A 23,872-nucleotide genomic window follows, 5' to 3' on the forward strand; every position below is an offset into this window, starting at 1 on the left:
GTTCCCCTGCCATGGCGGTCCGGAGGGCCTACCGCATTCCCGAGCGCCCCACTGTGCGTCATGATGTTGAGTTGTGGCACGGATACCAGGAGTGGGGTTGGTGAAGGGACTCTCCGTCACCCTTCGCCACATGCTGAGCAGATCGGTGACTCAGCAGTACCCCGAAGTCCGGCCGGATCTGCCCCCGAGGAGCAGGGGGGTGATCGCGCTGGTCGAGGAGAACTGCACGGTGTGCATGCTCTGCGCCCGCGAGTGCCCCGACTGGTGCATCTACATCGACTCCCACAAGGAGACCCTTCCCGCCCCCGAGGGGGGCCGCCCCCGCGCCCGCAACATGCTCGACCGGTTCGCGATCGACTTCTCCCTCTGCATGTACTGCGGGATCTGCATCGAGGTCTGCCCGTTCGACGCGCTGTTCTGGTCTCCGGAGTTCGAGTACGCCGAGGGTGACATCCGCAACCTCCTTCACGAGAAGGAGAGGCTGGCCGCCTGGGCCCAGACCGTTCCGCCGCCCCCGGCCCACGAGCCGGGCGCCGAGCCGCCGAAGGAACTGGCGGCCACCTCCCGCCCGGTCCGCCCCCGTCCCGCGCCGGCCCCCAAGGCTCCTGCGGCTCCCGCGCCCGAGGCTCCGGGAGCTCCCGAGGAGCCACCCGCGCGGCGGGTTCCGCCACCCGGCAGGCCGCCCAGGACAGGCCCCTCGGCGGGACACGCGAGCGTCCGGGCCATCCGGCCGCCGGGTGCGCTCCCGAAGAAGGACACCCCGTCCACAGGCGAGTCGTCCGCCGGGAAGTTATCCACAGGTGGGGATGACGTTCCTCCGAAGGCGGCACCGCCGGAGCAGACTTCTGCCACGGATCCGAGTGGAGAGCCCGAGGAGGAGACGTGACCGAGGCGCCGTCCTATCTGTCGCCGACCGGGCAGGAGATCGTCTTCCTCCTGCTGGGCGCGGTGGCCGTCGGGTCGGCGCTGCTTACCGTGACCACCAGACAACTCGTCCATGCCGCCCTGTGGCTGGTGGTCTGCTTCGGCGCGCTGGCCGGGTGCTACCTGGTCCTCACCGCCGAGTTCGTCGCCTGGGTCCAGGTGCTGATCTACGTCGGCGCGATCGTCGTCCTGCTGCTGTTCGGCATCATGCTCACCCGCGCTCCGATCGGCAGGAGCGCCGACCTCGACAGTTCGAACCGGCCGGCCGCCGTGATCGTGGCGATCGCCACCGCGGCCGTGCTGGTCACCGTCGTCGTCGACGGCTTCCGGATGGCCTACGTCCCGCTTGAACCCGGCGGCGGTTCGGCCGGGGAACTCGGCGCCGCCATCTTCCGCAACTGGGTGCTCCCGTTCGAAGTGCTCTCGGTCCTGCTGCTGGCGGCGCTGATCGGCGCCATCGTCCTGTCCCGCACCGACATCCGCGGGAGGGAGTGAAGGTGCACGTCGTCTACCCCCTGGTCGTCTCGGCACTGCTCTTCTCCATCGGCGTGTACGGCGTGCTCGCCCGGCGCAACACGATCCTGGTGCTGATGTCCGTCGAGCTCATGCTCAACGCCGTCAACCTCAACCTGGTCGTCTTCGACGTCTGGTTGCGCGACCGACTGCACAGCGGGCAGGTGCTCACCCTGTTCGTCATCGTGATCGCCGCCGCCGAGGTCGGTCTCGGTCTCGCGATCGTTCTCGCGCTCTATCGCAACCGCCGGACCATCGACCTCGACCGCCTCCGTTCCCTGTCCGAGCCCACCGACCCCGGGGCCACGAACCCCGGACCGGTCGACCCCGGACCCGATGGCAGCCGGCCCACCGACCCCGGATCCGCCGATCCCGCCGGGGCGGCACTCCCCGGCGAGGCCGGTGCCCACCCCCCACCTCGGACCCAGCACCCGGAGCAGACCCCGGCCGAGATCCGAAACCTGCCCCGGGGCCCCGCCCGGGCCGCGACCCGCACGCGGCGATCCCGGTTTCCCGCCGGATCCGAGACAGACGCCAGGCCGGGTGACGCGTCATGATCACTGTCGCCTCGCTGGTCATCCTGCTGCCCTTCCTCGCCGCGGCCACCGGGCTTCTCGGCTCCCGCCTCCCCCGAGGGCTTCGCGGCGCGACGTCCCGCAACCCCGGCACGGACCTCAACGCCGGCGCCGACCGCCGGGCCGCCTGGATCGCCGTGCTGCCCACCGCGATCTCCACCGTCCTGGCGATCTGGCTGGCCTACGCCACCTGGGCGGCCACCGGCCAGGGCGCGGCCGACGGCGGCACCGCGACGTTCACCGTCATCGAGACGGGGTCGGTGCCGATCTCGGTCGGGTTGCTCGTCGACGGCCTCGCCGCGTCGATCGCGGTGCTGGTCACCGTGGTCGCGCTGGCCGTGCAGGTCTACTCCATCGGCTACCTGCGCGGTGACCGGCGCTACCCGTCCTACAGCTCCTTCATCAGCCTGTTCACCAGCGCCATGCTGCTGGTCGTCTACGCGGCGGACCTCCTGGTCCTCTACGTGGGCTGGGAGATCATGGGCCTGTGCTCGTACCTGCTGGTCGGGCACTGGTGGGAGGAGCGGGCCAACTCGCGAGCGGCGATCAAGGCGTTCCTCGTCACCCGGATCGGCGACGTCGGCTTCCTGTTCGGCATCTTCGTCCTCGGGACGGCGGCCGGCAGCTTCAGGATCGCCGACGTCATCGCCGGGGTCCCCGAGATGTCGTCCGGCACCCTCATCGCCGCCACCATGCTGCTGCTGGCCGGGGTCGCGGGCAAGAGCGCCCAGGTTCCGCTGCACGTCTGGCTCCCCGACGCGATGGCAGGACCGACACCGATCAGCGCCCTCATCCACGCGGCCACCATGGTCGCCGCCGGGATCTTCGTCGTCGCCCGGCTCTATCCCGCCTTCCTCGGCGCCCGGCCCACCCTGGACGTGCTCGCGGTCCTGGCCGCCCTCGGCATGCTCGGCGCGGCCCTCGCCGCCCTGGCCCAGGACGATCTCAAGCGTGTCCTCGCCTACTCCACGATCAGCCAGCTCGCCTACATGGCGGGTGCCCTGGCCGCGGGCTCACGGGACGCCGCGATCTTCCACCTGATCACCCACGGGGCTTTCAAGGCACTGCTCTTCCTCTGCGCCGGAGCGGTGATCCACGCGGTCGGCTCCAACCTGATGAGCACGATGGGAGGTCTCCGCAGGGGGCTTCCGGTCACCTTCGCCGCGATGACGATCGGCTTCGCCGCCCTGATGGGCCTGCCTCCGGCCAGTGGCTTCTTCAGCAAGGACGAGATGCTGACGGGCATCGAGCACTCCCTGTCCGCGGGCCCGCTGACCGATGCCGCGGCCCTCCTGCTCTACGGCTGCGCCCTCGCCACGATCGCGGTGACCGGCGCCTACGCCACCCGCGCGTGGCTGCGCACCTTCTTCGGGCAGCGTGCCTCGCGGCCCGAGCCCGTGGCGGGCGAGGCCCACGCCGCCGTACCTGCAGTACATGAGGTGCCGGCCAGCATGCACTGGCCCATCGTCGTGCTGGCCGTTCCGGCCCTGCTCCTCGGCTTCGCCCGCATCGGCGACGTCCACTGGGGCACCGCCGCCCTCAGCCTCACGGTGGCACTGCTGGGCGCGGGGGCGGTCTACGCGGTGTGGCGCTCCGCGCCCCAGACCGACCCGGCCCGCATGCTCGGCCCCTTCCGCGTCCCCTGCGAGCGGGCCTTCTACGTCGACTCCGTCTACACCGGGCTCCTCGTCCGGCCCGTGCTGCTCCTCGCGCGCCTCGTCGTCCGCACGGACAACCGCGTGGTGGACGGCACGGTACGCGGCTCGGGCCGGACGACCCTGAGACTGGCGGGGCTGGTCCGCCTGGTGCAGAACGGCAACGCCCAGCTCTACGTCACCGGCCTGCTGGCGGGCGTCCTCCTGATCGCGGCCGGGGCGGTGATCTTCGGGTGAGCTCTCTGTCCCCCCGGGGCGGCGTGGACGCCGCCGTGCCGCTCTCCACCCGTCTGGCGGTGACGCGCCGTTGACCTCTCCCCGGCGACCGAACTCAGTGCCGAACCTGGAAGCGAACCCAGAGCCGAATCCGGGGCCGAATTCCTGTGAGGTGGCCGCGCCATGAGCTGGCTCCTGATCGCACTTCTCGGCGTGCCGCTCGCCGGAGCAGGCGTGCTGCTCGTGCCGTCCGGGGCGGATACGGCGGCAAGGGATCGGCTGCTCAGGGTGCACGGGCCGGCCGTCTCCGGGGTCACCTTCGCACTGTCGGTGGTGCTGGCCGCCGCGTTCGACCACGGTGACGCCGCCCGCGTGCAGTTCGTGACCGACCTGGCCTGGATCCCCGGCCTGGACCTCAGGTTCCACCTCGGCGTGGACGGGATCTCACTGCCGCTGGTCGTGCTGACCACGCTGCTGACCTTTCTCTGCTTCGTCTACCTGTGCCGGGGCCGCGCCGACGGCCCCGGGCAGTTACTGAGCCCCGGACGCGGCGGTGACCGGCCACGGGCACTGGTGTTCACGCTGCTCGTCCTCGAAGTGGGCATGATCGGCACGTTCCTCGCGCTCGACCTGCTGCTGTTCTTCGTGTTCTTCGAGGTCGTCCTCATCCCGATGTACTTCGTGATCGCCCTCTGGGGAGGACGTGCCCGCCGGGCGGCGGCGATCAAGTTCATCCTCTACACCCTGCTGGGCTCGGTGGTCCTGCTGCTCGGCCTACTGATCATCTGGTCGCAGACCGGCACTCTGGACATGACCGCTCTGGCCCAGGCGCGGGGGACGGGCATGTCCCGCTCGGTGCAGATCATCGCCTTCCTGGCCGTCGGCATCGGTCTCGCGGTCAAAACCCCGATGTGGCCGCTGCACACCTGGCTGCCCGACGCCCACACCGAGGCGCCCACCGTCGGCTCGGTGCTCCTGGCGGGGGTGCTGCTCAAGATGGGCACCTACGGTTTCGCCAGAATCGCGATCCCGGTCCTGCCCGACGGGGCCGCCGCCGTGGCCCCCTGGCTCGGAGCCTTCGCGGTGGTCGGCATCATCTACGGCTCGTTGGCCTGCCTCGCCCAGCGCGACCTCAAAAGGATGATCGCCTACTCCTCGGTCGGTCACATGGGTTTCGTGCTCCTCGGGTTCGCCACGCTGACCCCCGTCGGGATCAACGGCGCGCTGTTCGGCAACATCGCCCACGGCCTGATCACCGCCCTGCTGTTCTTCGTCGCGGGGGCGATCAAGGAGCGCTACGGCACCTCGGACATGCCCGCCCTCGGTGGCGGCATGCTGACCCGCCTTCCCCACCTCGGTTCCCTGCTCACCTTCGCCTGTGTCGCCTCACTCGGGTTGCCGGGGCTGGCGGGTTTCTGGGGTGAGATGCTGGCCCTCCTCGGCGCCTTCGAACCGGCCACGGGCCTGTCCGGCTCCCTCTACCTGGTCTTCATGGCCCTCGGAGGTCTCGGCACCGTGCTGACCGCCGCCTACTTCCTGCTCATGCTCTCCCGCGTCACCCACGGCCGGAGCACCGAGACCGTCCACGTCCCGCTCCTCGCCGCGGCCACCCCGGACGCTCTCCCCTCCACGGGCCCGACCGGATCCGAGGACGACGCCCTCGGATCCAGGGCGGGCGGGGCGGAGGACCTCCCCGCGGCCGCGACGGCCGCGGCCGGCGGAGGCACGCACCCGCCGGGAGCGGCGAGCGCGGGCAGGCCGCGGATGCCCGACGTCATGGGCCACGAACTGGCCGCCTGGGTGCCGCTGATCGCGCTGATCCTACTGTTCGGGCTCTGGCCCAAGGCGCTCCTCCTGCTCACCGATCCGGTGGTCCGAACCCTGGTGGGGGCACCGTGATCCAGTCGATCGACTACTACGCGGTCGCGCCGCCGCTGATCCTCGCCCTCACCGCCGGGCTGGTGCTGCTCCTGGACGCCTTCCTGCCCCGCAGGCCGTTCGCCCGGCCGGCGCTCGGCGCGGTCACCCTGGCAGGGGTGATCGGTGCCCTGGCGGTGGTGGTCTCGCAGGCACTGCGCACCGGAGACCCGCTACGGACCTTCTGCGTGCCGGAAGGACTGCTCGGCTCCCCCCACGCGGTGATCGGCGCCATCGCCCCCCTGAGCACCGAACAGACGGCGACCCCGGCCGCCGCGGCGCCGTGCTCGTTCGTGGTCGACGACTTCACCCTGGTCTTCGCGGGACTTGCACTGGCGGCCGGAATCGTCGTGGTGCTGCTCTCGGCGGCAGAGCTCGCCTTCGGGGACATCCCCGTCGGAGAGTGGTACTTCCTGCTGCTCTGCACGCTGGCGGGTGCCGTCGCGCTGCCCGCCTCCCGTGACCTGATCATGCTGGTGGTCGCCCTGGAGCTCGTCTCGCTGCCGGTGTTCGCGCTCACCGCGCTCAGACGCTACGACGGCCGGAGCTCAGAGGCCGCGGTCAAGCTCTTCCTGGTCTCCGTGGTCTCCACGGCGGTGATGCTCTTCGGGGTCTCCCTGCTGTACGGGACGACCGGGACCGTCTACCTCGACCGGATCGCCCAGGCTCTGCAGCAGCGCGTTTTCGGGGCGCCAGGACTGAGACTCGTCCTGGACGGTGCCGACACCGCCTACAGTTCCTCGCTGGAGATCGGCTACGACCTGCCCGCCGTGGTCACCGTGGCGATGGTGCTGGTCCTCGCCGGGTTCGCCTTCAAGATCGCGGCGGTGCCGTTCCACGCGTGGGCGGGCGATGTCTACCAGGGCGCGCCCATTCCCGTCGCGGCCCTGCTCTCCGTCATCTCCAAGGCGGCCGGGTTCGCCGGACTGATCCTCATCCTGCTCGTCGCCCTGGGCGGCCAGGGCGCCGTCTGGGTTCCGCTGATCACGATCATCGCCGCGCTCACCATGACCGTGGGCAACCTCCTGGCCATGCGCCAGCGCCATGCCGTGCGGCTGCTCGCCTGGTCGTCCGTCGCCCAGTCGGGCTACATCCTCGCTCCCCTCGGCACCGGGCGCGGCGAGGCGGTGAACGCTTCGATCGCCTACCTGGTCTTCTACGCGGCGATGAACCTCGGGGCGTTCGCCGTGGTCGCACTGGTGTCGAGGCGTTCCGGCAGGGGGGAGTTGGACGACTACCGGGGCCTGGCGTTCCGGAACCCGGCGGCCGGGCCGGCACTGGCCTTCTTCCTGATCTGCCTGGCGGGCCTGCCCCCGGGGCTGGCCGGGCTCTTCGCCAAGATCGTGGTGTTCCGGGAGCTCCTCGGCGGTGACGGCGGCTGGCTGGCCGTGGTGATGGCGGTCAACACGGTCGCGGGCCTCTACTACTACATCGGCTGGGTGGTGCGGATCTTCACCCCGGCCGCCGAGGGCACGGAAACGGCCGGCCACGCCGCCGGTTGGCTGCCCGCCGGTGTGGCGATCGCGGTGGCCGGAATCGTCGCGGTCGCGTTCTCGGTCGCCCCCCAACTGGTCCTCGACCTCGTCCCCGGAGCACTCATCGCCGTGGGCTGAAACACCTGGGAACGTTTGTCCTGGCTGGAAACGTTGTCACAGGTGAATCGGCATCAACCGAAAGGGGGGTGTAGTGCACCACAACGGTCTGCGTACCGCGGTCCTTCTCGGCGCACTGTCCGCGGTGATCATCGCGGTGGGGGCGTGGTTCGGAGGCGGCGCAGGCGTGCAGATCGCGGTTCTGGTCGCGCTGGTGACCAACGGTGCCGCCTATTTCTTCTCCGACCGCATCGCGCTGTCGGCCATGCGCGCCCGGCCGGTGAGTGAGGTCGAGCAGCCGCTGCTCTACCGGATCGTGCGTGAGCTCTCCACAGAGGCACGCCAGCCCATGCCCCGGCTCTACGTCTCGCCGACCATGCAGCCCAACGCCTTTGCGACGGGACGCAACCCTCGTAACGCCGCCGTCTGCGTCACCTACGGGATCACCCAGATACTCGACGAGCGCGAGCTGCGCGGTGTCATCGGGCACGAGCTCTCCCACGTCTACAACCGCGACATCCTGATCTCCTCGGTGGCCGGAGCGCTCGCCACCATGATCACCTATCTGGGCTACGTCGGGCTGTTCTTCGGCGGCGGGGACGACGACGAGGGGCCCGGATTCATCGGCGCACTCCTCATGATCGTGCTGGGCCCGGTCGCGGCCGGGATGATCCAGATGGCCATCTCCCGCTCCCGCGAGTACCAGGCGGACGAGTCGGGCGCTCGGCTGACCGGCGATCCGCTGGCGCTCGCCTCGGCACTGAGAAAGATCGAGATGGGCACCCGCCATCTGCCCCTCCCGGAGAACAGCCGGATCGCCTCCGCCTCCCACCTGATGATCGCCAACCCCTTCCGCGGCGCGGGGATCGGCCGGATGTTCTCCACCCACCCGCCCACCGCCGAGCGCGTCGCCCGCCTGGAGCGCATGGCCGGGTACCGCCGCTGACCCCGCCGGATGAGGCGGGTCAGGGCGTCAGACCGGTGATGATCGGGTTGTGGACGGAGCCGGGCACGGCGAAGCCGCCGATCCGCTCCGTCCGGCCCGACTCCGGGGCGACCCGATACCAGTCGTAGCGAGTGCCTCCCCCTCTCCTCAACCTGCGCGGGGTGACCGTCTGCAGGTCGAGGAGGCCCTTGCCGTTCCAGCGCAGCCTGGTGGAGGTGCTGCCCCGGGGTACCGGGATGGGACCGCGCCTCAGCGCGCTGCCCGCGGACACGTCCCACAGGCCGACCCCCGCGTCACGCGCCGTGAAGTGGGCCACGGTCTTCCCGTCGGGACCGAGCGCGCCTCCCACCGGGACGCGTCCCCACTCGGCGAAGGGCGACATCGAGTAGATCCCCGCCTGGAACGAGTCATCCACCACCAGCACGAACCTCGCGTCGGGACTGAAGCTCCACGGCCGCAGCCCCGGCGGCACCGGAACACTCTCACCGCTGTACGTGTCCAGGATCCGGTGCCCCCACCGGATGCCCAGCACCACGTACCGCCCGCCGGGAGAGAGCTCGATCCGCGCCGCGCGCATGGCGCTCGACCACTTCACGCCGGGCACCGCGCGTATCTCGCCGGTCGCCATCTCCCGTATCACCAGCGCCCCGTCGCCGCGCTGGAAATAGGTGACATATCTGCCGTTGGGCGACAGAGCCAGCGGAGCCCGTTGCCTGTCCTGGGAGAACACCCGGGCGTCGGTGAGGCTGACCACCCTGCCGCCGCGTACCCAGAGCTTCCACGGAGCACAGACGCACCCGTCGAGCCCCGCGTACCGGACCGGAGACCTCGCGCCCCCGGCCCGGGCGGGGACGCCCGTCCCCATGACCACGACGACCACGACGACGCAAACACTCAAGCGGCGGAACAACCCCACTGAGGACCCCCCGAGTCTTCCGGACATTCGGGGGGCGTCCGTTACGTACCGGCTACTGTACGCCTCGGTCAAGGCTGACCAGCGGTGCCGTCGTGGGTGTCATCCGACCTCGGAGAAAGGCCGGAAACCTCATCGGAACAGGGCGAAAGGATCGGCGCTGTCAGGAGTGCTGGGTGACCGGGTCGGTCTCCTCGGAGGAGAGGCCGGGGATGCCGTCGATGCTCTCGCGGTTCTTCTTCGCCCGGTAGGCGCGCCGCTCCTGGACATCCTTGCGGCCCGCCCACTCGTCCAGCAGCGTCCGGTCACTGTCGAAGGACATGAACGGCACGGAGAAGCCGCAGGAGTCGGCGATGCGGTCGCAGTCGACGACGATGATCGATCGCACACCCGGGTGCGGGCCGAAGTTCTTGATCAGTGTGGCGAAGTCGGGACTCTCCGGTACGACGACCCGGCCGGTGCCGTACAGGCGAAGAATGTTGGGAGGGCCGGAGAAGGCGCAGAACATCACTGTGATCCGGCCGTTCTGGCGGAGGTGGGAGATGGTCTCCACCCCGCTGCCGTCCAGGTCCAGGTAGGCGACGGTGGTGTCGTCGAGAACGGCGAAGGTGTCGGCGTATCCCTTGGGGGACATGTTGACGTGACCGCCCTGCTCGGGAGCCGTCGCCACGAAATAGACCGGCTGCGCTCTGATGAACTCGCGCAGCCGGTCATTGATCTTGTCGTGAATTTTCCCCATGAAAGCGAAGATAGTTCGCCGTCACTCGCCGGGCAGCCACCAGACCCACACATTCTTCCTGAGCCTGAAGGAGTCCAGCTTGCGAGTGCTCCCGGTCTCGGCGTTCAGCGTCCGCTTCACGGCGGAGTCCAACTCGCCCTCCTGGTCGCTGCGGCTGGTCCAGAGGGTGAGCGAGCCGGCCGCGTCCCAGGAGAGACGCTGTGCGGTCTCGTCCTTGGGCATGCCGATTCCGATCGCCTCGGAGACGGTGTCAGCGGACAGGTCATAGGTACGCAGGCGGGGCCTGCTCGACTCGCTGGAGATGACCAGGGCCACGGTGTTCCCGTCGTCGGCCAGTGCGACAGGCGCGTTGTTGGACACGATCTGCGGGATGACCTGGCTCGCCGTCCTGTTGCCCTCGGCGTCGAAGACCGTGAACTCGGTGATGTTGTCCTCGGTGAACCGGGAGGTGAGCAGGTATTTCCCGCTGGGGCTGAAACCCATCAGGCTGTTCTTCGGCGGCAGCTTGGCCGTCTCGCCGGTCTTCAGGTTGACGACCAGGGTCGGCAGCCTGTTCGCGGTGTCGTAGTAGTCGACCACGATGGCCGAGCCGTCAGGAGAGAGCGTCGTGTCCACGTCGCTCTGGCCGATCCCCTTGGGCAGGCTCGCGGTACCGCCCGGCAGCGGGCGGACCTTTCCGCTGCTCACTTCACGGACGACGAGTTCGCCGCCCTTGAAGTAGTTCACGAAGCGGCCGTCGTTGCTGACGGAGATCGAGTTGCTGGTGGTCCTGTCCACCTTGCCATCTGCGGACCTGGGGTGGACCTGCGCGCCGGGCAGCTTGACGGTCCTCCCACTGCGCAGGGTCAGCATCCACGAACCGCAGGGGACGCTGCCGTCTCCCCGGGGGCAGCTCTTCAGCCAGGCGTACCTGGCCGGGTTGTCCGGCGTCGCCGCTGCCGGAGTGGCGATCATGCCGGTGGCCGCAACGGCGGCGACTGCGAGTACGGCGAATCCGCGTGAGGGTCTCATCGGTGTTTCCTTCCGTCCCCCTGATAGATGGGGATCCGGCGGGAAAAGTTGCGTGCGGAAGGGTGGACCTGGGCCGGTTCTCGGCCACTGGCATTTCAGGTAACCCGGACCGGGCCTCGCTGCGGAGTCGTCAGGGAACCTCTTCCGGCCGGGTGGCCAGGGCGCGCAGCCGGGCACGGATCCCGGTGCGCGAACGGTCGTACGCCAAGGTGTCGTCGAGCAGCAGCGCGGCCGAGTTCGAATGTCGGCTGGGCCGGGTCGACCTCCGCGTCGAGCCGGCCGAGTTGCTGGGCGTCCCGGACGGTCTGCTCGTACAGGCGCAGCCGGTCGCGGCGTGCCCGGGCCAGCAGATCGGGGATCCGGCCAGGCCGCGCGTCGAACTCCGCACCCGCCTCATGAACATCGCCTCGGCCATCCCCCAGCTTGAGGCGCTCAGGCCCACACCGCTGGTTGAACGAGCGGGTGAGCGCGGTCTCCGCCAGGCACGGCGCGCTGGTCGTCGACATGTGGAGCCACCCCGCCTGCGCCGACATCTCGACGTACAGCTCAGACATGATCCATGCTTCGATGCGAGGCCACACCCTGCTCGCCGCGGAGACCATCAGACGCCTGGGCCGTCAGCTCGCCTCGGCCTGAAGGTCTCCGGTCTCGTCCTCGCTGGAACCCGCTGAGCATGGGGCGAGCTTGGCGGCGCGTTTTCGGAAGCAGGAAATCGTTCTGAAGGGTGCGTGCCAGAGCGGGCTCCAGTGCCGTCCATCGCTGGAACCGTCGCGGGCACCCGCTGAGCATGGTCGAGCGACGTTGCGTTTTCGGAGCAGGAAGTCGTTCTGTCGCGAGACCATCCGATACCGGTGGCTCTGGGCCACTCAAGCCTCGTGATCGCTTTGAACACGTCCGGAGGAGAGTGGCCCGAAGCGCCTGTCGTCGACTCCACTCCCGGCAGCGTGCGTCCGAGAGTGGAGGGCGGTAACCGTGCGAGTCACAGTTCCGCCCGGCCCTCGGTCTACCGGTAGTTGGTGAACTGGAGGGCGACCTCCAGGTCCTTGCCCTTGAGAAGGGCGATGACCTCCTGCAGTTCGTCCCTCTTCTTGGAACTCACCCGCAGCTCATCACCCTGGATCTGGGCCTTGACCCCCTTGGGCCCCTCATCCCGGATGATCTTCGAGATCTTCTTGGCCTGTTCCTGGTCGATGCCCTCCTTGAGGGTGATCAGAAGGCGGTACTCCTTGCCGGACAGCTTGGGCTCGTCCGCGTCAAGAATCTTGAGCGACAGGCCGCGCTTGATCAGCTTGTCCTTGAACACGTCGAGGACCGCGTTGGCGCGCTCCTCGCTGTTGGCCCTGATCTCGACGGCCTTCTGGCCACCCGACCAGGCGATCGTCGCGCCGGTACCCTTGAAGTCGAACCGGTGCCCGACCTCCTTGACCGTCTGGTTCAGCGCGTTGTCGGCCTCCTGATGATCGATCTTGCTAACGATGTCGAACGATGAATCCGCCAAAGCCCAATCCCCTTTGAACTGCTGGAACTATCACTCACTGCCCGGCTTCCGAACATCACGGCCCACGAACCGCGGCGGCGTCCGCGAGCCGGTTCGGTAGACGCGTACGTAACGGATCAGCCTAGCCAGCATCTCCTGTCAATGCTGGGGCGGCAGTGTGTCCCGCCTCGCCCTCAGCGTGTCGTCCAACCCCGCCATCCCGCTCCGTCATCCCACCCCACGGCCGGCTCTCCCTCAGTTCACCCCCGGCCCACCCGCCTCACCCGCCCGGTGCCCGCAGCCGAACCCCCTGGCACGCCCGTATCGCAGTGTCTCTCCTGTCTCTCCCTCCCCGCTCAAGACCGCCGCGAGCGACAACACCCGCCCCAAAAGTCCCAGTGCGCCCATCTATCGGGGGGTGCCTTCCGCGGATGTCACGTCACCCCTGGAAGTCCGCTATTCTTTTCCTGTCGCCGCGGTACGCGGAGGACGCGGCAGGTTGCCCGAGTGGTCAAAGGGAGCGGTCTGTAAAACCGTCGGCTCAGCCTACGCAGGTTCAAGTCCTGCACCTGCCACACAGGATTTTCCCAGCTCAGAGCCCCGCGAGGGGCTCTTTTGCTTTTCCGGGCCATGCAGCCGTACTGAATCTGAAAGCTCGGCGTGATACGCGATCATGCCGCTGACCTGCAGTGATAGATAGCCTTCGTGTAACGTCCACCTTTGATCGTCAGTATGCCGCTCTGAGCGGCCCTGTGTCGGCGGTCGCGCAATATACGCGCAATGATCTTGAGGCTGTTTTCCCAGGTGGCATCGGGCTTTCCGGATGCCGTACGGGCGAGAACCGGCCCTGGAACGCCGAAGGGTCCCGGTGGTGTCCGGGACCCTGATCATGCGGCGTGCGTCTCATGCGGTCAGCGCATCACTGATCCGCTTGTTGGCGTTCTCTTTCTGTCCGTCGAGGCACTTGGCGTAGACCCTCAGCAGGACGTCCACGCCATGGCCCGCCCGCTCGGCCACGGCGGGAGCGGAGACGACCGCGTTGAGCCAGAGCGAGACCGCCACGTGCCTCAGGTCGTACAGTCGTCGGGCGAGGGGAGAGGCGACCTGAGTCGGAGTGAGGGCGAGTGCCCGTGCCTCCTGCCAGACCTCGGTGTAGGCCGTCAAGGCGGCGGCGCGGCGCGCCGCACCAGGGCCACGCCGTCGCCTACTGACGGATAAGCCGTCCTCAATGTTCAACGCCGCTGTTGCCACCACGGCCATTCGGGCGAGGCATGCGGGTTCAGCGACGTTCGGGCGAGAAACCGCCTGTCGATAGGAAGAATCAAGCCGTACAGGTACGGCTTAGCCCAGCGCGGCAAGGCGATGAGCGCCTGTTCGAGTCGCCGGCGTGGTACGTCTCCGCAGCACTCAGGACATATGCAGCCGGGGCCGATTCGGTCGACGCTGCCGGGAAGGACCGCCTGCGTCCAGGCCAGCAATGCCTCGGCCACCGTGCCCGGTCGCATCCGTGTGTGCTCCAGCGTGATCACCGCCGCCATGGGCCGGCGCCCGAGGCCGGGAACCTGATGAATCGAAGCTCTGTGGGTTGCGCACACCGATTCTCGTGCGCGAACCCCCGAAGGGCGCCTACGCGGCATGGCCCTTTCTGATCAACGTCATGAGTCGATGATCGCACGCGGGGAAGGGGATCTCCAGACCCGGCCCGTTGGACTACAGCCCTTATGATCGCCTGGCGGTGGCTGATCTCCGTAGGGGGCTGGGGGCGATCGACGGTTCGGGACCTCGTTCCTCAGTCCCGACCCACCGGATACCTCATCCCCTGACGGTACAGGCTCGCGTATCGATAATCAGGAATTGTCGTCCCTTCCTGCTTCAATCCACGTTGAGGCATACCGGTCGATCCACACGAATCAAACCGAGAAGAGGCTAAGGCTGATGGGAGAACTCATCGCGTATCTGCTGGAGGAGGTCCATGACGATCCCGGGCGTTGGATGGTAATCGACGGTGCGGCCATCAACGGTGAGGAGATGGCCCCGTGGGAGCAGGAATGGGGGCGGTATGAGGACTGGATCGAGGTCGGCCCCAATGCTCTGGTCTGTGATACTCCCCGGGACATCACAGCGGATGTCCGGCTTGAACTATGGAGTGATCAACCTCCCACACCTGAATCGGCTTGGGACCACTCATGGACCGGCGAGATCTTCCTCCGGTCGGGAAAGATTCAGCTCAGGGGGTTCTACAACAGCGAGTGGGGCGTGCATGAGGTTTTTGACCTGGGTCACCGGGATGCCACCTGGCTCGTTCGGGCACAGCACAAGACATTGGAGAATGATCGGGAAACCGACTTTCCTCGCGACATCTACCGAGCCGATATCTACAAGTTCCAGTTCTGGCGACCGATCCTTCAGCAGGGGGCTGATTAGCAGTCATAAGAGGGACAGGGCCGGATCTACCACGGAGCACTTCGAGTCCGGATGTCGTGCCCGTCAGGAGAGAGAACAAGGGGGACTCACGGGGACTCGACCCGCCCTGACCTGCACCCCTGTTTTCCGTGCTCAGGGCAGCAAGGTCAGTAGATGATTCCCAAGCTGACAGCGTAGGTTCGATTCCCGCACCCACTCTCAGCATGAAAGCCCGTATCAGTAACCACCTCCGCCTAACGCGTACGGGTGTTGAAGTCAGTTACCGCTTCTCCGGGAAGAGGCCCGCCCGGCTGCTACAGCGGCAATAGTGCAGGCCACAAACAGGCTGATGGAGACATAGATGGCGGGATTGACGAATGCGGGCACTAGGTCAACGACCCCGCTGTCGGATGTGCACAGGGGATTGCTCAGTGGCCACAAGCTCGACGGCTCTCGCGCGGAACTCGAGTAACCGTACCCGTGAGCCATACACGGATCCTCCGGATCGCGGTAGAAGAAACCGCCCATGAAGTATCCGGCCCCGTAGATCGCCACCGCAACACAAGCCGCGATGGCACTATCCTCTATCCACACAGTCCACATGCGTCGTTGGCCTCTTCGGAGGAGGGTGGCGGCGGTGTGTACCGTCAGCCCAACCGTCAGGATCACTATCAGCGGCCACCAAATAGGGACCATGAAGAGGATGAAGGCGAAGGAATCAGTCATAGTGATCAAATCTTTGCAGGTTAAGCAAGGTCGGCATCGGGCTTCCCCGCATAGCGTGGAGACCCGAATCTGAGAGAAGGTTGGGTCGTGGCAAGCAAGAGGCGCCGGGTTTGATCCGGAGTTTCGGGCTGGCGCGTTACACATCGTTAAGGAGACCGGCAAGCCCGTCGCGCAGGTCGCGCAGGACCTGGGAATCAACCCCTACACGCTGCACAACTGGATGCACATGGGACCGGCTCGCCACCCAGCACGGCAACGGTGACGGGACCACGGAGCCGGCGGAGTCCGAGCAGAAAGAACTGGCCCATCCAATCAAACGCACGGAGTATGCGCGGGATGATCTTCTACGGAAGGCGCCAGGAAGGAGACTTCTGCCCTGCTCAGGGCTACTCTTCTTCCTCGGAACATAGCCCTTTTGAAAACCGCTAGGGCGGACCCTGGTGATCAGCTCCTCGGTGCCCTCGACAGGTGATCGATCACGGCATCGAGTTTCCTCAGTACCGCCTGCATGGCGTCCCCGCGGTCGTCGCACTTGCGAGCCCATCCTGGCAACGTGAGGTGTGGCTGAACCCCGATGAGTTCGAGAATCTCGAGGGTGTGGTGCACGTCCTCGTCGGCTCAGCCTACGCGGACATCCGATCTGCGTGGAGTGTCAAGCTCCCGGCTCTGGCGAATAGCGTAAAGATCGTTTTCTGGAATGATGGAGGGGTGTCTCGACCGCGAATCCGCGTCGCCGCCTACGTCATCCGCTACCGATCCACCCCGGAACTTCTTGTCTTCGATCACGTCGGTTCGCCCGACGCCGGTACTCAGGTGCCGGCGGGAGGGGTCCGGCCGGATGAAAGTCTGGAACAGGCTGTTCTGCGAGAAGTCGCAGAAGAGACCGGCTTGACCGAAGTCTCCATCATCGGGCCCATCGCGGTGGACAACAGGCCGCGTGCCGATGACGGGCAGCTGCGGCAGACAACGTTCTTCCAGCTCACGGCCCGCCCAGACAGCGCTGATGCATGGCAGCACCATGTTCGTGGCGATGGCGAGGACGCCGGCCTTGAGTTCGCGTGCCGCTTCGTCCCGATACCGCTGGCCAAGCGGTTGGCCGATGCTCAGGACGCTTGGCTGAGTCGCATCGATCGACGATGGGGGAAGGCGGCGAGCTCGTCGTAGGCCTTGCGGTTTTGCAGGCAGTGAGACAGGCGGCTGAGCATCCGGTTGAAGGTGTTGCGCAACGTGTTGGAGTGCCGGTAATCGTAGTGGGCTCTGGGGCCTGGTGCCCGTAGCGAGGCGAAGGGCCACACGTAGCCGAGAGGTCCTGGTCGTACGGCAGGCATGTCATGCGGTGAGCGCGTCACCGATTCGCTCGTTGGCTGCTTCCTTGCGACCGTCGAGGCACTTGGCGTAGACCCGCAAGAGGACATCCACGCTGTGCCCGGCCCGTTCCGCCATGTCGGGAGCCGAGACACCCGCGTTGAGCCAGGCCGCGATCCGGGCCTGCGCACCTTCTGCCACCAGCAGCAGGTCGGCAAATGCCGGCCGTTGGCGTCGATCTGCCCCTGATCGAGTTGCGCGACCGGGCCGAACCCGTCGGGCACGTGCTGGATCGGTCGCTCGCCCACGGTGAGGCGGCCTGGGTGACCGCCGGGACCGCCGCGAATGGATACAGCCTGCCGACGCGTCGGCGAGGTGCCGCGCGGGCTGAGCGTGGACCGTCAGGAGGTGGGGCTGATGCAGGAGTGCTGTGCCTCGAACCAGTCGGCGGCGATATCGGTTCCTGTGAAGCGCCCGATCAGCGCCAAGGCCGAGCTGACGCTCTCCTCCCGGTCCACGCGATCATCGAAGACGTCATCAGCGCTGATCTGGAAGCGCAGGCCGTCCATCAGGTGATCGAGCGCGTACGGGGCGTCGCCGAAGCGTAACTCCGGCTGGGAGGGGCTGAAGGAGGTCACCAGGCGCCCGTCGCGGGCGTAATGGAGATAGTCCCTGTTACTGATGTCCATGCTGAGGCCGAAGGCCTCGCGGCCGCCCGCGGTGATGGACAACAGGTGCTCGCGTTCAGCGGTCGCCGGCACGATGCTGATCCAGTCCCCGACCTCGGCGATCCAGAGGGATTCGTCGTCGATGTTCTGGTCAAGGATCTCATTCAGGTAGCACGGGGTGCGGGTAGAGAGGTCCAGCTGGTAGATCGGGGCGAGGGCGTCAAGGTCCGCGCCCTTGATCCAGATGGCGCTGAATCCCAGCGCCCACAGATCCATGTCGCCGTCGAGCCCCTCGGTGAAGAGGGTCGAAGCCAGAAGGTCGTGCAGGTAGGTCGGTGACTGCATGGCCGCCTCTCGGAAGGAGAGGGCATCCGGCGGAATACCCCCTCAAAGATTGTTACGGGTCGCCTTGCTCGATTGTCGGCTCTTCGATCTTGAGGGGGATGGCTACGAGGGGAAGCCCACGGCGACCTTCACCGGGTTCGCGGGCAGTTCCTCCAGCTCCACCGCGTATTGAAGGGCGTTGTAGAAGACGGCCCGCTTACGCTGGATCGTGTTCGCAGCCGCCGCCTTGCCGTTGAGGAGCAGGGCGCGCCGCGCCGCGCCGCCGTACCTGGCCCTCCGCCGCCCGCCGACCGGGCCTGCGGCCTGGGGGCGGTCCCGGTCGGCGGCGGCCCGGGCCGTAGCCGTACCAAACGAACGCGCCGACCGCTGGCCCACCGCCGCCATACCGGCGCGAGCCGTGCCATCCCGTGCGCCACGGACGACCTCGAATTACTCCGACGGAAGTTCGACGCCGAAGACGGATCGTTCCTCATTGAGCCGGTGGAAGGAACTCGGCCATGCTGGGTCGTTCGCAGAGGTCAGGGTCGAAACGGGAATGGGATGCGTCGGAGCCGGCGAGGGCCGTCCCGAGGCTTCCTCGTATCGGACGATTCATAGGCGATCATTTTCCGCGGCCTGAAGCGTTCACGATCAAGATGTGTGCGGCGCGGCACGGATTGTCAGTGCGGTGGGCCATACTCCGCCAAGCCAGGATGATCACCGACAAGGCGAAGGCGTTGACATGGCACAGCTGCTGCGGAGGCTCGACGACGAGGTCTACGTCGAGTACAACACGTTCGGGCTGGACGGCGCCGACCTGCCGGCGTGGAGCTCTCCCACCGACGAGATCTACCACTTCGTCGCGGCCGTGCGGCTGGAGTCCTGGGACGCCGAGCCGGGGCCCGCGGATGCCTCGTGGACGCCGGTCAGTTCGACGGCGTTCGTCGCGGAGAGTGGTGTGGTCGCGATCGTCTCGATGATGGACGGCAGGGGGCATGACTTCCTGATCGGGCCGCCGCGTTTCGAGTACGACGTGGATATGTACCTGCGTGAGCCCGAGCCGGGCGACGGGCATGCCACGGGTGAGTGCGAGGAGGCATGGCTGCTGAGATTCTGGCCGATCCGGGATGTCTTCGACCCGATCACGCACGCGGCGCCGTTCTCCTATATTGCGCGCGGGGTTCTGTACTACTCGATCGACCTCGAGCCCGAGCAGCTCGTGCAACCGCCGGCGCGGCGGGAGGTGCCGGTGCCGGTTTCGGCGGTGGAGGACTGGGTGTCACTGCGCGCGGACCCGGACCTGGACACCTTCGACGGCTGGCTGCGTAGGTCGCGCCGCAAGGCCGAGGGCAAGGGCGTCACCGTTCACGAGTTGCTGCGCGCGGCCGGGGTCGACATCGAGGACGGTGCGGACCTTACCCTGGCCTCCTGCACCCCGCCGCGGGCGCGTGTGGGGCGGTTCAAGGATCCGCTGATCGACCGCTACTACGCCGAGCAGGCGCGGCGGCGCTCGTTGCCCAGGCAAAACCTAGGCGAGGATCGGCTGCGCGAGTACGCCGACGGCGAGCGCATCGCCAAGGAGTTGTGCCGCGGCGGCACGCAGACGTTCTCTGTACCCGTCGAGGGCCGTGGCGCCCTGTATGTACCACCGGGTGTCAGCCGCCGCGTGTGGCGGTGGGAGGACGACATGCTCGGCGGCGAGCTCATGGACGGCGGGCTGACAGTGGATCGGCAGGTTCTGGCCAGGAACCCGTGGACCAGGCAGATCCTCGTCTCCGGCATCGTAACGGTCCTGCGCCACGATCATGACAGGCGCGGCTGTGGCGACACCGTCTGGTACGTGGTGCGCGACGCCGAACCGCACGAGGCGGCCAGGGTCTTGTGCGCGGAGGCCACCTGGAAGGAGGACCCGGATCAGCGCCGGGCCTTGGACGAGGTGGCCAGGGAGAAGCTGATTGACCTGCGGGCCACCTACAGGAGCCGGGAGAGGTGAGGGCCGGCTCCGCCAGGCGGGTCTCGGTCTGCGCGGCGGCAGGGCCGGTGAGCCGGTGGTGGTCATGGTTGATGATCAGGTTCCCGGGTCTCTCACCGCGGGCGAGAGTCTCCTCGGATTCGACTTCGTCATGGAAGCCGGAGTCGGAAGGATTGACTTAGCCCTGGGTGGTCCGCAGGTTGAGGTGGCCGAGCATCGTCGGGACGGTAGCGGAGTGGACATCCGGGGCAGCCGGGAGTGATGCCGGCTGGTCGCGCCTCCAAGGCCTCAGTCGTGGTGGGCGATGAGCATGAGCTGCCGCCACAGCAGCACCACGAACACCGCGGAGCCGGCGAAGGCGAACCAGAACGGCGCCGCGACACCGAAGTGGGTGGCCAGGAAACCGCCGATCAGCGAGCCGACCACCAGACCGGCGTAGACGCAGACGGTGTTGACGCTGCCCACCCGGCCCTGCAGTTCGCTCGGGACTGCGCGCTGGCGGACGGTGACCGAAGTCGTGCCCCAGATGAACGCGTGCGCGCCGAAGGCCAGGAAGATGCCTCCAGCGACCCACGGCGAATGGGTCAGGGCCAGGCCCAGGTGGGTGAACGTTTCGATGATGAGCCCGATCCGCATCAGGGCGCCGAGGCTCACCCTGCGGGTGATGGCCCCGTACAGGCCGGTGCCGATCAGGCCGCCGATCCCGCCGATGGTGGTCATCAGGCCGAAACCCATGGCGCCGAGGCCGAGCTGCTCCTGGGTGTAGAGGACGAGAACCGACCAGGCCGCGCCGAAGGTGAAGTTGAAGATCAGGATCGTCAGCGCCAGCGTGCGGACCGCCGCGTGCCGGATGGTCCAGCTGAACCCGGCGATGAGTTCCCGTACGGTGTCGGGCTTGGGATCGTTGGCCTGCTGGCCGTGCGGCGGCAAGGTGATCCGGGAGACCAGGACGATCCCCGCCGCCACCAGGAGCAGCTGGCCCGCGAACGGCCAGGTGAAGCCCAGGCCGAACAGCGCAGCGCCGATCGGCGGCCCGGCGAGCTGATTGAGTGTGATGAACCCCGTGCCCAGGCGGGCATTGGCGATGACGAGATCGTCCTTGCTGACCATCATGGGCGTCAGCGTGGTCGTCGCGCTGTCGGCGAACACCTCGGCGATGGACCGGAGCGTGAGCGCCACCAGCGCCGTCACCACGGTCACCGTGCCGGTCATCATGAGCGCGACGAGCGCCGCCAGCACCACGGCCCGCACCGCGTTCGCGACGAGTACGATCCAACGCCGGTTGTACCGATCCGACAGCACGCCCGCATGCAGGCCGAACAGCAGCGGCGGCGCCCAACCCACCAGGGCCGACAGCGAGATCATCAGTGGATCGCGAGTCAACGTCGCGATCAGCAGCGGGCCCGCGGCGGCCGCGACTCCGTCACCGAGATTCGTCAGCCAGCTCGACGCCAGCAACCACCTGAACCCTGTCCCCAGCCGGCCAGGCAGGACCCTCTCCACCACTGCGATCACGAGCGCAAAACCATACGGATCGAGGGGATGTGCGGCAACGCGTTTTCGCGCTGTGCCGGACGGTCACGACAGGTGGGTCGACGATCTGACATCGCGTTCCCCAGGGGAAGAAGCAGCAGGCCACGTCGTACCCTGCCTCGCGGGTAGCGAGCCACAGCGAGCCACAAGGAAGGCGGTCGCATATTCGATCTGTACGCGCCAGGTCGCGAAAAGCCGAACCGTCTTGACGTGCTCGGCCGAGACCAGAGTCGGCGCGCCGGGCCGCAGAACAACAACGCGGTACGGCCCGACGGGCACCGCGCGGGCGACGAGTGGCAGGGAGATGCCTGTGCGGACCTCCGTCCGGCCAGCCGCCCTGTCCCGATTTCACACGGGCCCATCGCGGATGAAGCGTCGTCAGCGGCCGATATCACGGCGCCAAGAGGTACCGCCGATGTCGGTGAGGACTGCGATACTTCCCGATCATGACGAAGACGCGCAGGAGACTCTGGATAGCCCTTGTCACCGCAAGCTCGATTGTCGCCTTACCGCTTGCCCTGCCCGCGCCTGCCCAGGCCGCCGTTGACCCGCTCGTATCTCTCAAAGGGCAGATCGCCAAGCGGCACGCGGTGCGGGTGGTGGAACTGGGTGGCCTGCTGGCCGACAATCTGGAGATCTTCGCCGTGGAACAGCGAGGCACCGTCCGCCTCGGTGGCGCCGGAGTGGGTGCTGCCGACATGACCCGCACCCTCCGCCCCCATCGCCGGATGCGGGACCAGATGGCGGAAGGCCGTTGGAACGCGGAGAAGGTGGCCGCGGAGGCACAGCCCAACCGTTCGATCACGGTCAACGGGCGGCTCTATCGGTCCGGCAAGCTGTACGAACCGGTCATACCGGAAGGTAAGACGTGGGTGGAGGCGGGCACGCGAAGCGCCGCGACGGCCGCCTACGGGGACCAGCCGATCAATCTGTTCGAGCCCGCCACACTGAAGACGCTGCTGGCCAAAGCGACCACCAAGCGCCCCTCCAAGTACGGCCCGCGAAAGAAGGCCACCTACTACCAGGGTGCGATCATGTTCAACCAGCTCCACGCCGTGTCACCCACCTTTCGTGCTGTGGTCGGCGGCCGATCTCTGACAGCCGCCGGCAACACGAAGATCAGCTGGAAGTTTCGCCTCGACGACCTCGGCCAGGCCCTCATGCTCCACACCAACTGGCCACTCTCTGGCGGCCGGCTCGCCGCTGTCCTCAGCCAGTATTCGCACGCCGCTGACCATGCCGGCCATGTCTCGGCCCCGCGTCCCGCCTTGGTCGCCGCTGCGTCCTCCCTGACCGGAACGTTGCCTCGCCCCAGCGCCCTCATCGACCTGAGTTTCCCTTCGAGGGATTAGCGATACCGCTACCACGACGGCACGAGGCCGCCTGATCAACTGGCGCCGGCCCGGGTTCGGCGGACTGATGCCGCCGGTCGCCCGCTGACGATCCTCGCCGGATCTGGAACGTATGTTTGTCAAGATTTGCGCGGCCGCCCGCCTCTGCCGAATCTCAGGCGCAGGACACTAGGAGGCCGTCGTCATCTCGGAGGCATCGAAATCGGCGCGGGTTATCTCGTGGACCGCGACAGGTCGACCATGCGCAGGTACGACGGTTTCGAGCCCAAACCGCATACCGATCTTGTCCATGACTCGCTTGGAGCGAAGGTTGTCGACATGCCGGATGCTGACCACGCGATCGAGACCGCAGTCGATGAGCCCGAATCGCAGCAGCGCTCCAGCGGCCTCCGTGGCGTAGCCGACCCCCCAGTGTCGGCGACTCAGACGCCACCCGATCTCCACCGCCGGAAGGATCTCGGGAAGGAAGGTCGGCACCGTCAGCGCCACCCACCCGGCGAACTGCCCGGTCTCCCGCACGACCACGGAGAGCATGCCGAAGCCGCGTTCCTCCCATTCTCGTTGCGCACGGGCGATTCCAGCCGCGGTCCGGTCGCGATCCAATGGCGACACTGACCCATCGCCTATATAACGCATGACCTCCGGGTCGGCATTCATCGCGGCGAGCGGATCGATATCGTCCTCGTTCGAGCCGCGCAGGAGAAGCCGCTCAGTCGTCAGCGAAACCACCGGCCGATTCTCTCAGGTCGTCCGGTGGAAGGTGAGACCCTCCAGCGATTCCGCCTCCGGCGGGGGCGCTCCGGCTACGGGATGATCGCTGTTCGGGCCTGAGGTCCGCAGGTGGCCGGAAGCGGCCGCATGTCACCACTCCACCGATATGCGTGCAATGATCTTGAAGGGGTTTTCCTGGGTCGTTCCGGGCTTTCCGGGCGGTACGCGAACGGAAGGCGACCCAGAGAACGCCCAAGGGTCCCGGATGGCTTCCGGGACCCTTTTAGTACGGTGAAACACCTCGGCCGACCGGCGCGTCACCGAGGCGGAACAGCGTCTACCAGACGATCGAGCGGGACCGGGGATCCGGCACCCGGGTCGGACGGGAAGACGATGTCCC

Annotated in this window: 23 protein-coding genes, 1 tRNA gene and 2 pseudogenes; 14 read left to right on the forward strand and 12 right to left on the reverse strand. The window is 67.6% G+C overall.

The window, feature by feature from the left end:
* The first annotated feature begins 130 nt into the window (after positions 1 to 130).
* The 7 genes and pseudogenes from AB0K21_RS16345 to htpX all read left to right on the forward strand — a co-directional run bounded on the left by AB0K21_RS16345 (position 131) and on the right by htpX (position 8,338).
* Positions 131 to 886, forward strand: a complete 756-nt coding sequence (locus tag AB0K21_RS16345) for an NADH-quinone oxidoreductase subunit I (protein WP_364150619.1) — start codon at positions 131 to 133, stop codon at positions 884 to 886.
* Positions 883 to 1,419: an NADH-quinone oxidoreductase subunit J gene (locus tag AB0K21_RS16350; RefSeq protein ID WP_343964983.1), complete on the forward strand. Its 537-nt coding sequence runs from the start codon at positions 883 to 885 to the stop codon at positions 1,417 to 1,419. The genes AB0K21_RS16345 and AB0K21_RS16350 overlap by 4 nt, the downstream gene beginning before the upstream one ends.
* Positions 1,420 to 1,421: 2 nt before the next feature.
* Positions 1,422 to 1,706: pseudogene (gene nuoK / locus AB0K21_RS16355) on the forward strand (NADH-quinone oxidoreductase subunit NuoK); the annotation flags it as partial.
* Between the two features lie 284 nt (positions 1,707 to 1,990).
* A complete protein-coding gene (locus AB0K21_RS16360; protein ID WP_364150622.1) occupies positions 1,991 to 3,904 on the forward strand; it encodes an NADH-quinone oxidoreductase subunit L in 1,914 nt (637 codons plus the stop codon).
* Between the two features lie 162 nt (positions 3,905 to 4,066).
* Positions 4,067 to 5,782: an NADH-quinone oxidoreductase subunit M gene (locus AB0K21_RS16365; RefSeq protein WP_364150625.1), complete on the forward strand. Its 1,716-nt coding sequence runs from the start codon at positions 4,067 to 4,069 to the stop codon at positions 5,780 to 5,782.
* A complete protein-coding gene (locus AB0K21_RS16370) occupies positions 5,779 to 7,413 on the forward strand; it encodes an NADH-quinone oxidoreductase subunit N (RefSeq protein ID WP_364150628.1) in 1,635 nt (544 codons plus the stop codon). The genes AB0K21_RS16365 and AB0K21_RS16370 overlap by 4 nt, the downstream gene beginning before the upstream one ends.
* 73 nt (positions 7,414 to 7,486) lie before the next feature.
* Positions 7,487 to 8,338, forward strand: coding sequence for a zinc metalloprotease HtpX (gene htpX, locus AB0K21_RS16375; RefSeq protein WP_343964975.1), 852 nt, complete (start codon positions 7,487 to 7,489; stop codon positions 8,336 to 8,338).
* 19 nt (positions 8,339 to 8,357) lie between these two features.
* Here the strand turns inward: htpX and AB0K21_RS16380 are convergent, their stop codons facing one another.
* From AB0K21_RS16380 to AB0K21_RS16395, 4 genes are all read right to left on the reverse strand, one after another.
* On the reverse strand, positions 8,358 to 9,236 hold the full coding sequence (locus tag AB0K21_RS16380; protein ID WP_364150632.1) for a hypothetical protein: 879 nt from the start codon (positions 9,234 to 9,236) through the stop codon (positions 8,358 to 8,360).
* A 178-nt stretch (positions 9,237 to 9,414) separates the two neighbouring features.
* On the reverse strand, positions 9,415 to 9,990 hold the full coding sequence (locus AB0K21_RS16385) for a pyridoxamine 5'-phosphate oxidase family protein (protein WP_343964970.1): 576 nt from the start codon (positions 9,988 to 9,990) through the stop codon (positions 9,415 to 9,417).
* Between the two features lie 21 nt (positions 9,991 to 10,011).
* Complete coding sequence (locus tag AB0K21_RS16390) at positions 10,012 to 11,001, reverse strand: hypothetical protein (RefSeq protein WP_343964968.1); 990 nt, start codon at positions 10,999 to 11,001, stop codon at positions 10,012 to 10,014.
* A gap of 130 nt (positions 11,002 to 11,131) precedes the next feature.
* Positions 11,132 to 11,398, reverse strand: a complete 267-nt coding sequence (locus AB0K21_RS16395; protein WP_364150637.1) for a hypothetical protein — start codon at positions 11,396 to 11,398, stop codon at positions 11,132 to 11,134.
* A 53-nt stretch (positions 11,399 to 11,451) separates the two neighbouring features.
* Between AB0K21_RS16395 and AB0K21_RS16400 the strand changes: the two genes are divergently transcribed.
* Positions 11,452 to 11,637 (forward strand): hypothetical protein, encoded by a 186-nt coding sequence (locus AB0K21_RS16400; protein ID WP_364150640.1) that lies wholly within the window; start codon positions 11,452 to 11,454, stop codon positions 11,635 to 11,637.
* 367 nt (positions 11,638 to 12,004) lie between these two features.
* Here the strand turns inward: AB0K21_RS16400 and AB0K21_RS16405 are convergent, their stop codons facing one another.
* Entirely contained in the window at positions 12,005 to 12,499 is a 495-nt protein-coding gene (locus tag AB0K21_RS16405) for a YajQ family cyclic di-GMP-binding protein (protein ID WP_030925087.1), read from the reverse strand.
* A gap of 472 nt (positions 12,500 to 12,971) precedes the next feature.
* Here AB0K21_RS16405 and AB0K21_RS16410 point away from each other — a divergent pair.
* Positions 12,972 to 13,053: transfer RNA gene (locus AB0K21_RS16410), tRNA-Tyr, on the forward strand.
* A 328-nt stretch (positions 13,054 to 13,381) separates the two neighbouring features.
* Here the strand turns inward: AB0K21_RS16410 and AB0K21_RS16415 are convergent.
* Both AB0K21_RS16415 and AB0K21_RS16420 read right to left on the reverse strand, forming a co-directional pair.
* Complete coding sequence (locus AB0K21_RS16415; RefSeq protein WP_364150644.1) at positions 13,382 to 13,642, reverse strand: hypothetical protein; 261 nt, start codon at positions 13,640 to 13,642, stop codon at positions 13,382 to 13,384.
* Positions 13,643 to 13,710: 68 nt separating this feature from the next.
* Complete coding sequence (locus AB0K21_RS16420) at positions 13,711 to 14,016, reverse strand: hypothetical protein (protein ID WP_364150646.1); 306 nt, start codon at positions 14,014 to 14,016, stop codon at positions 13,711 to 13,713.
* A gap of 316 nt (positions 14,017 to 14,332) precedes the next feature.
* Between AB0K21_RS16420 and AB0K21_RS16425 the strand changes: the two genes are divergently transcribed.
* The 3 genes and pseudogenes from AB0K21_RS16425 to AB0K21_RS16435 all read left to right on the forward strand — a co-directional run bounded on the left by AB0K21_RS16425 (position 14,333) and on the right by AB0K21_RS16435 (position 16,771).
* The gene (locus AB0K21_RS16425) at positions 14,333 to 14,902 is read left to right on the forward strand and encodes a hypothetical protein (protein ID WP_364150648.1); all 570 of its coding nucleotides are present in this window, start codon (positions 14,333 to 14,335) and stop codon (positions 14,900 to 14,902) included.
* Positions 14,903 to 15,728: 826 nt separating this feature from the next.
* Positions 15,729 to 15,869, forward strand: a pseudogene (locus tag AB0K21_RS16430) (transposase); the annotation flags it as partial.
* A gap of 206 nt (positions 15,870 to 16,075) precedes the next feature.
* Positions 16,076 to 16,771 carry an NUDIX domain-containing protein gene (locus tag AB0K21_RS16435; protein ID WP_364150650.1) on the forward strand — a complete coding sequence of 232 codons (696 nt, stop codon included), beginning with the start codon at positions 16,076 to 16,078 and terminating at the stop codon, positions 16,769 to 16,771.
* Between the two features lie 165 nt (positions 16,772 to 16,936).
* Here the strand turns inward: AB0K21_RS16435 and AB0K21_RS16440 are convergent, their stop codons facing one another.
* The 3 genes from AB0K21_RS16440 to AB0K21_RS16450 form a co-directional block, all read right to left on the reverse strand.
* Entirely contained in the window at positions 16,937 to 17,113 is a 177-nt protein-coding gene (locus AB0K21_RS16440; RefSeq protein WP_364150653.1) for a hypothetical protein, read from the reverse strand.
* A 200-nt stretch (positions 17,114 to 17,313) separates the two neighbouring features.
* Positions 17,314 to 17,925 (reverse strand): DUF6461 domain-containing protein, encoded by a 612-nt coding sequence (locus AB0K21_RS16445; protein WP_364150656.1) that lies wholly within the window; start codon positions 17,923 to 17,925, stop codon positions 17,314 to 17,316.
* A 102-nt stretch (positions 17,926 to 18,027) separates the two neighbouring features.
* The gene (locus AB0K21_RS16450) at positions 18,028 to 18,300 is read right to left on the reverse strand and encodes a hypothetical protein (protein WP_364150659.1); all 273 of its coding nucleotides are present in this window, start codon (positions 18,298 to 18,300) and stop codon (positions 18,028 to 18,030) included.
* Positions 18,301 to 18,646: 346 nt separating this feature from the next.
* Here AB0K21_RS16450 and AB0K21_RS16455 point away from each other — a divergent pair, with 346 nt between their 5' ends.
* Complete coding sequence (locus AB0K21_RS16455) at positions 18,647 to 19,897, forward strand: hypothetical protein (RefSeq protein ID WP_364150662.1); 1,251 nt, start codon at positions 18,647 to 18,649, stop codon at positions 19,895 to 19,897.
* Between the two features lie 267 nt (positions 19,898 to 20,164).
* On the opposite strand, the gene AB0K21_RS16460 is transcribed toward AB0K21_RS16455, so the two are convergent.
* On the reverse strand, positions 20,165 to 21,391 hold the full coding sequence (locus tag AB0K21_RS16460; RefSeq protein ID WP_364150665.1) for an MFS transporter: 1,227 nt from the start codon (positions 21,389 to 21,391) through the stop codon (positions 20,165 to 20,167).
* 464 nt (positions 21,392 to 21,855) lie between these two features.
* On the opposite strand from AB0K21_RS16460, the gene AB0K21_RS16465 reads away from it, so the two are divergent.
* The gene (locus tag AB0K21_RS16465; RefSeq protein ID WP_364150668.1) at positions 21,856 to 22,761 is read left to right on the forward strand and encodes a hypothetical protein; all 906 of its coding nucleotides are present in this window, start codon (positions 21,856 to 21,858) and stop codon (positions 22,759 to 22,761) included.
* A 168-nt stretch (positions 22,762 to 22,929) separates the two neighbouring features.
* On the opposite strand, the gene AB0K21_RS16470 is transcribed toward AB0K21_RS16465, so the two are convergent.
* Positions 22,930 to 23,490 carry a GNAT family N-acetyltransferase gene (locus AB0K21_RS16470; protein ID WP_364150671.1) on the reverse strand — a complete coding sequence of 187 codons (561 nt, stop codon included), beginning with the start codon at positions 23,488 to 23,490 and terminating at the stop codon, positions 22,930 to 22,932.
* Positions 23,491 to 23,872: the final 382 nt, after the last annotated feature.

This window comes from Streptosporangium sp. NPDC049248, assembly GCF_040678965.1.
Taxonomy (GTDB): domain Bacteria; phylum Actinomycetota; class Actinomycetes; order Streptosporangiales; family Streptosporangiaceae; genus Streptosporangium; species Streptosporangium fukuiense.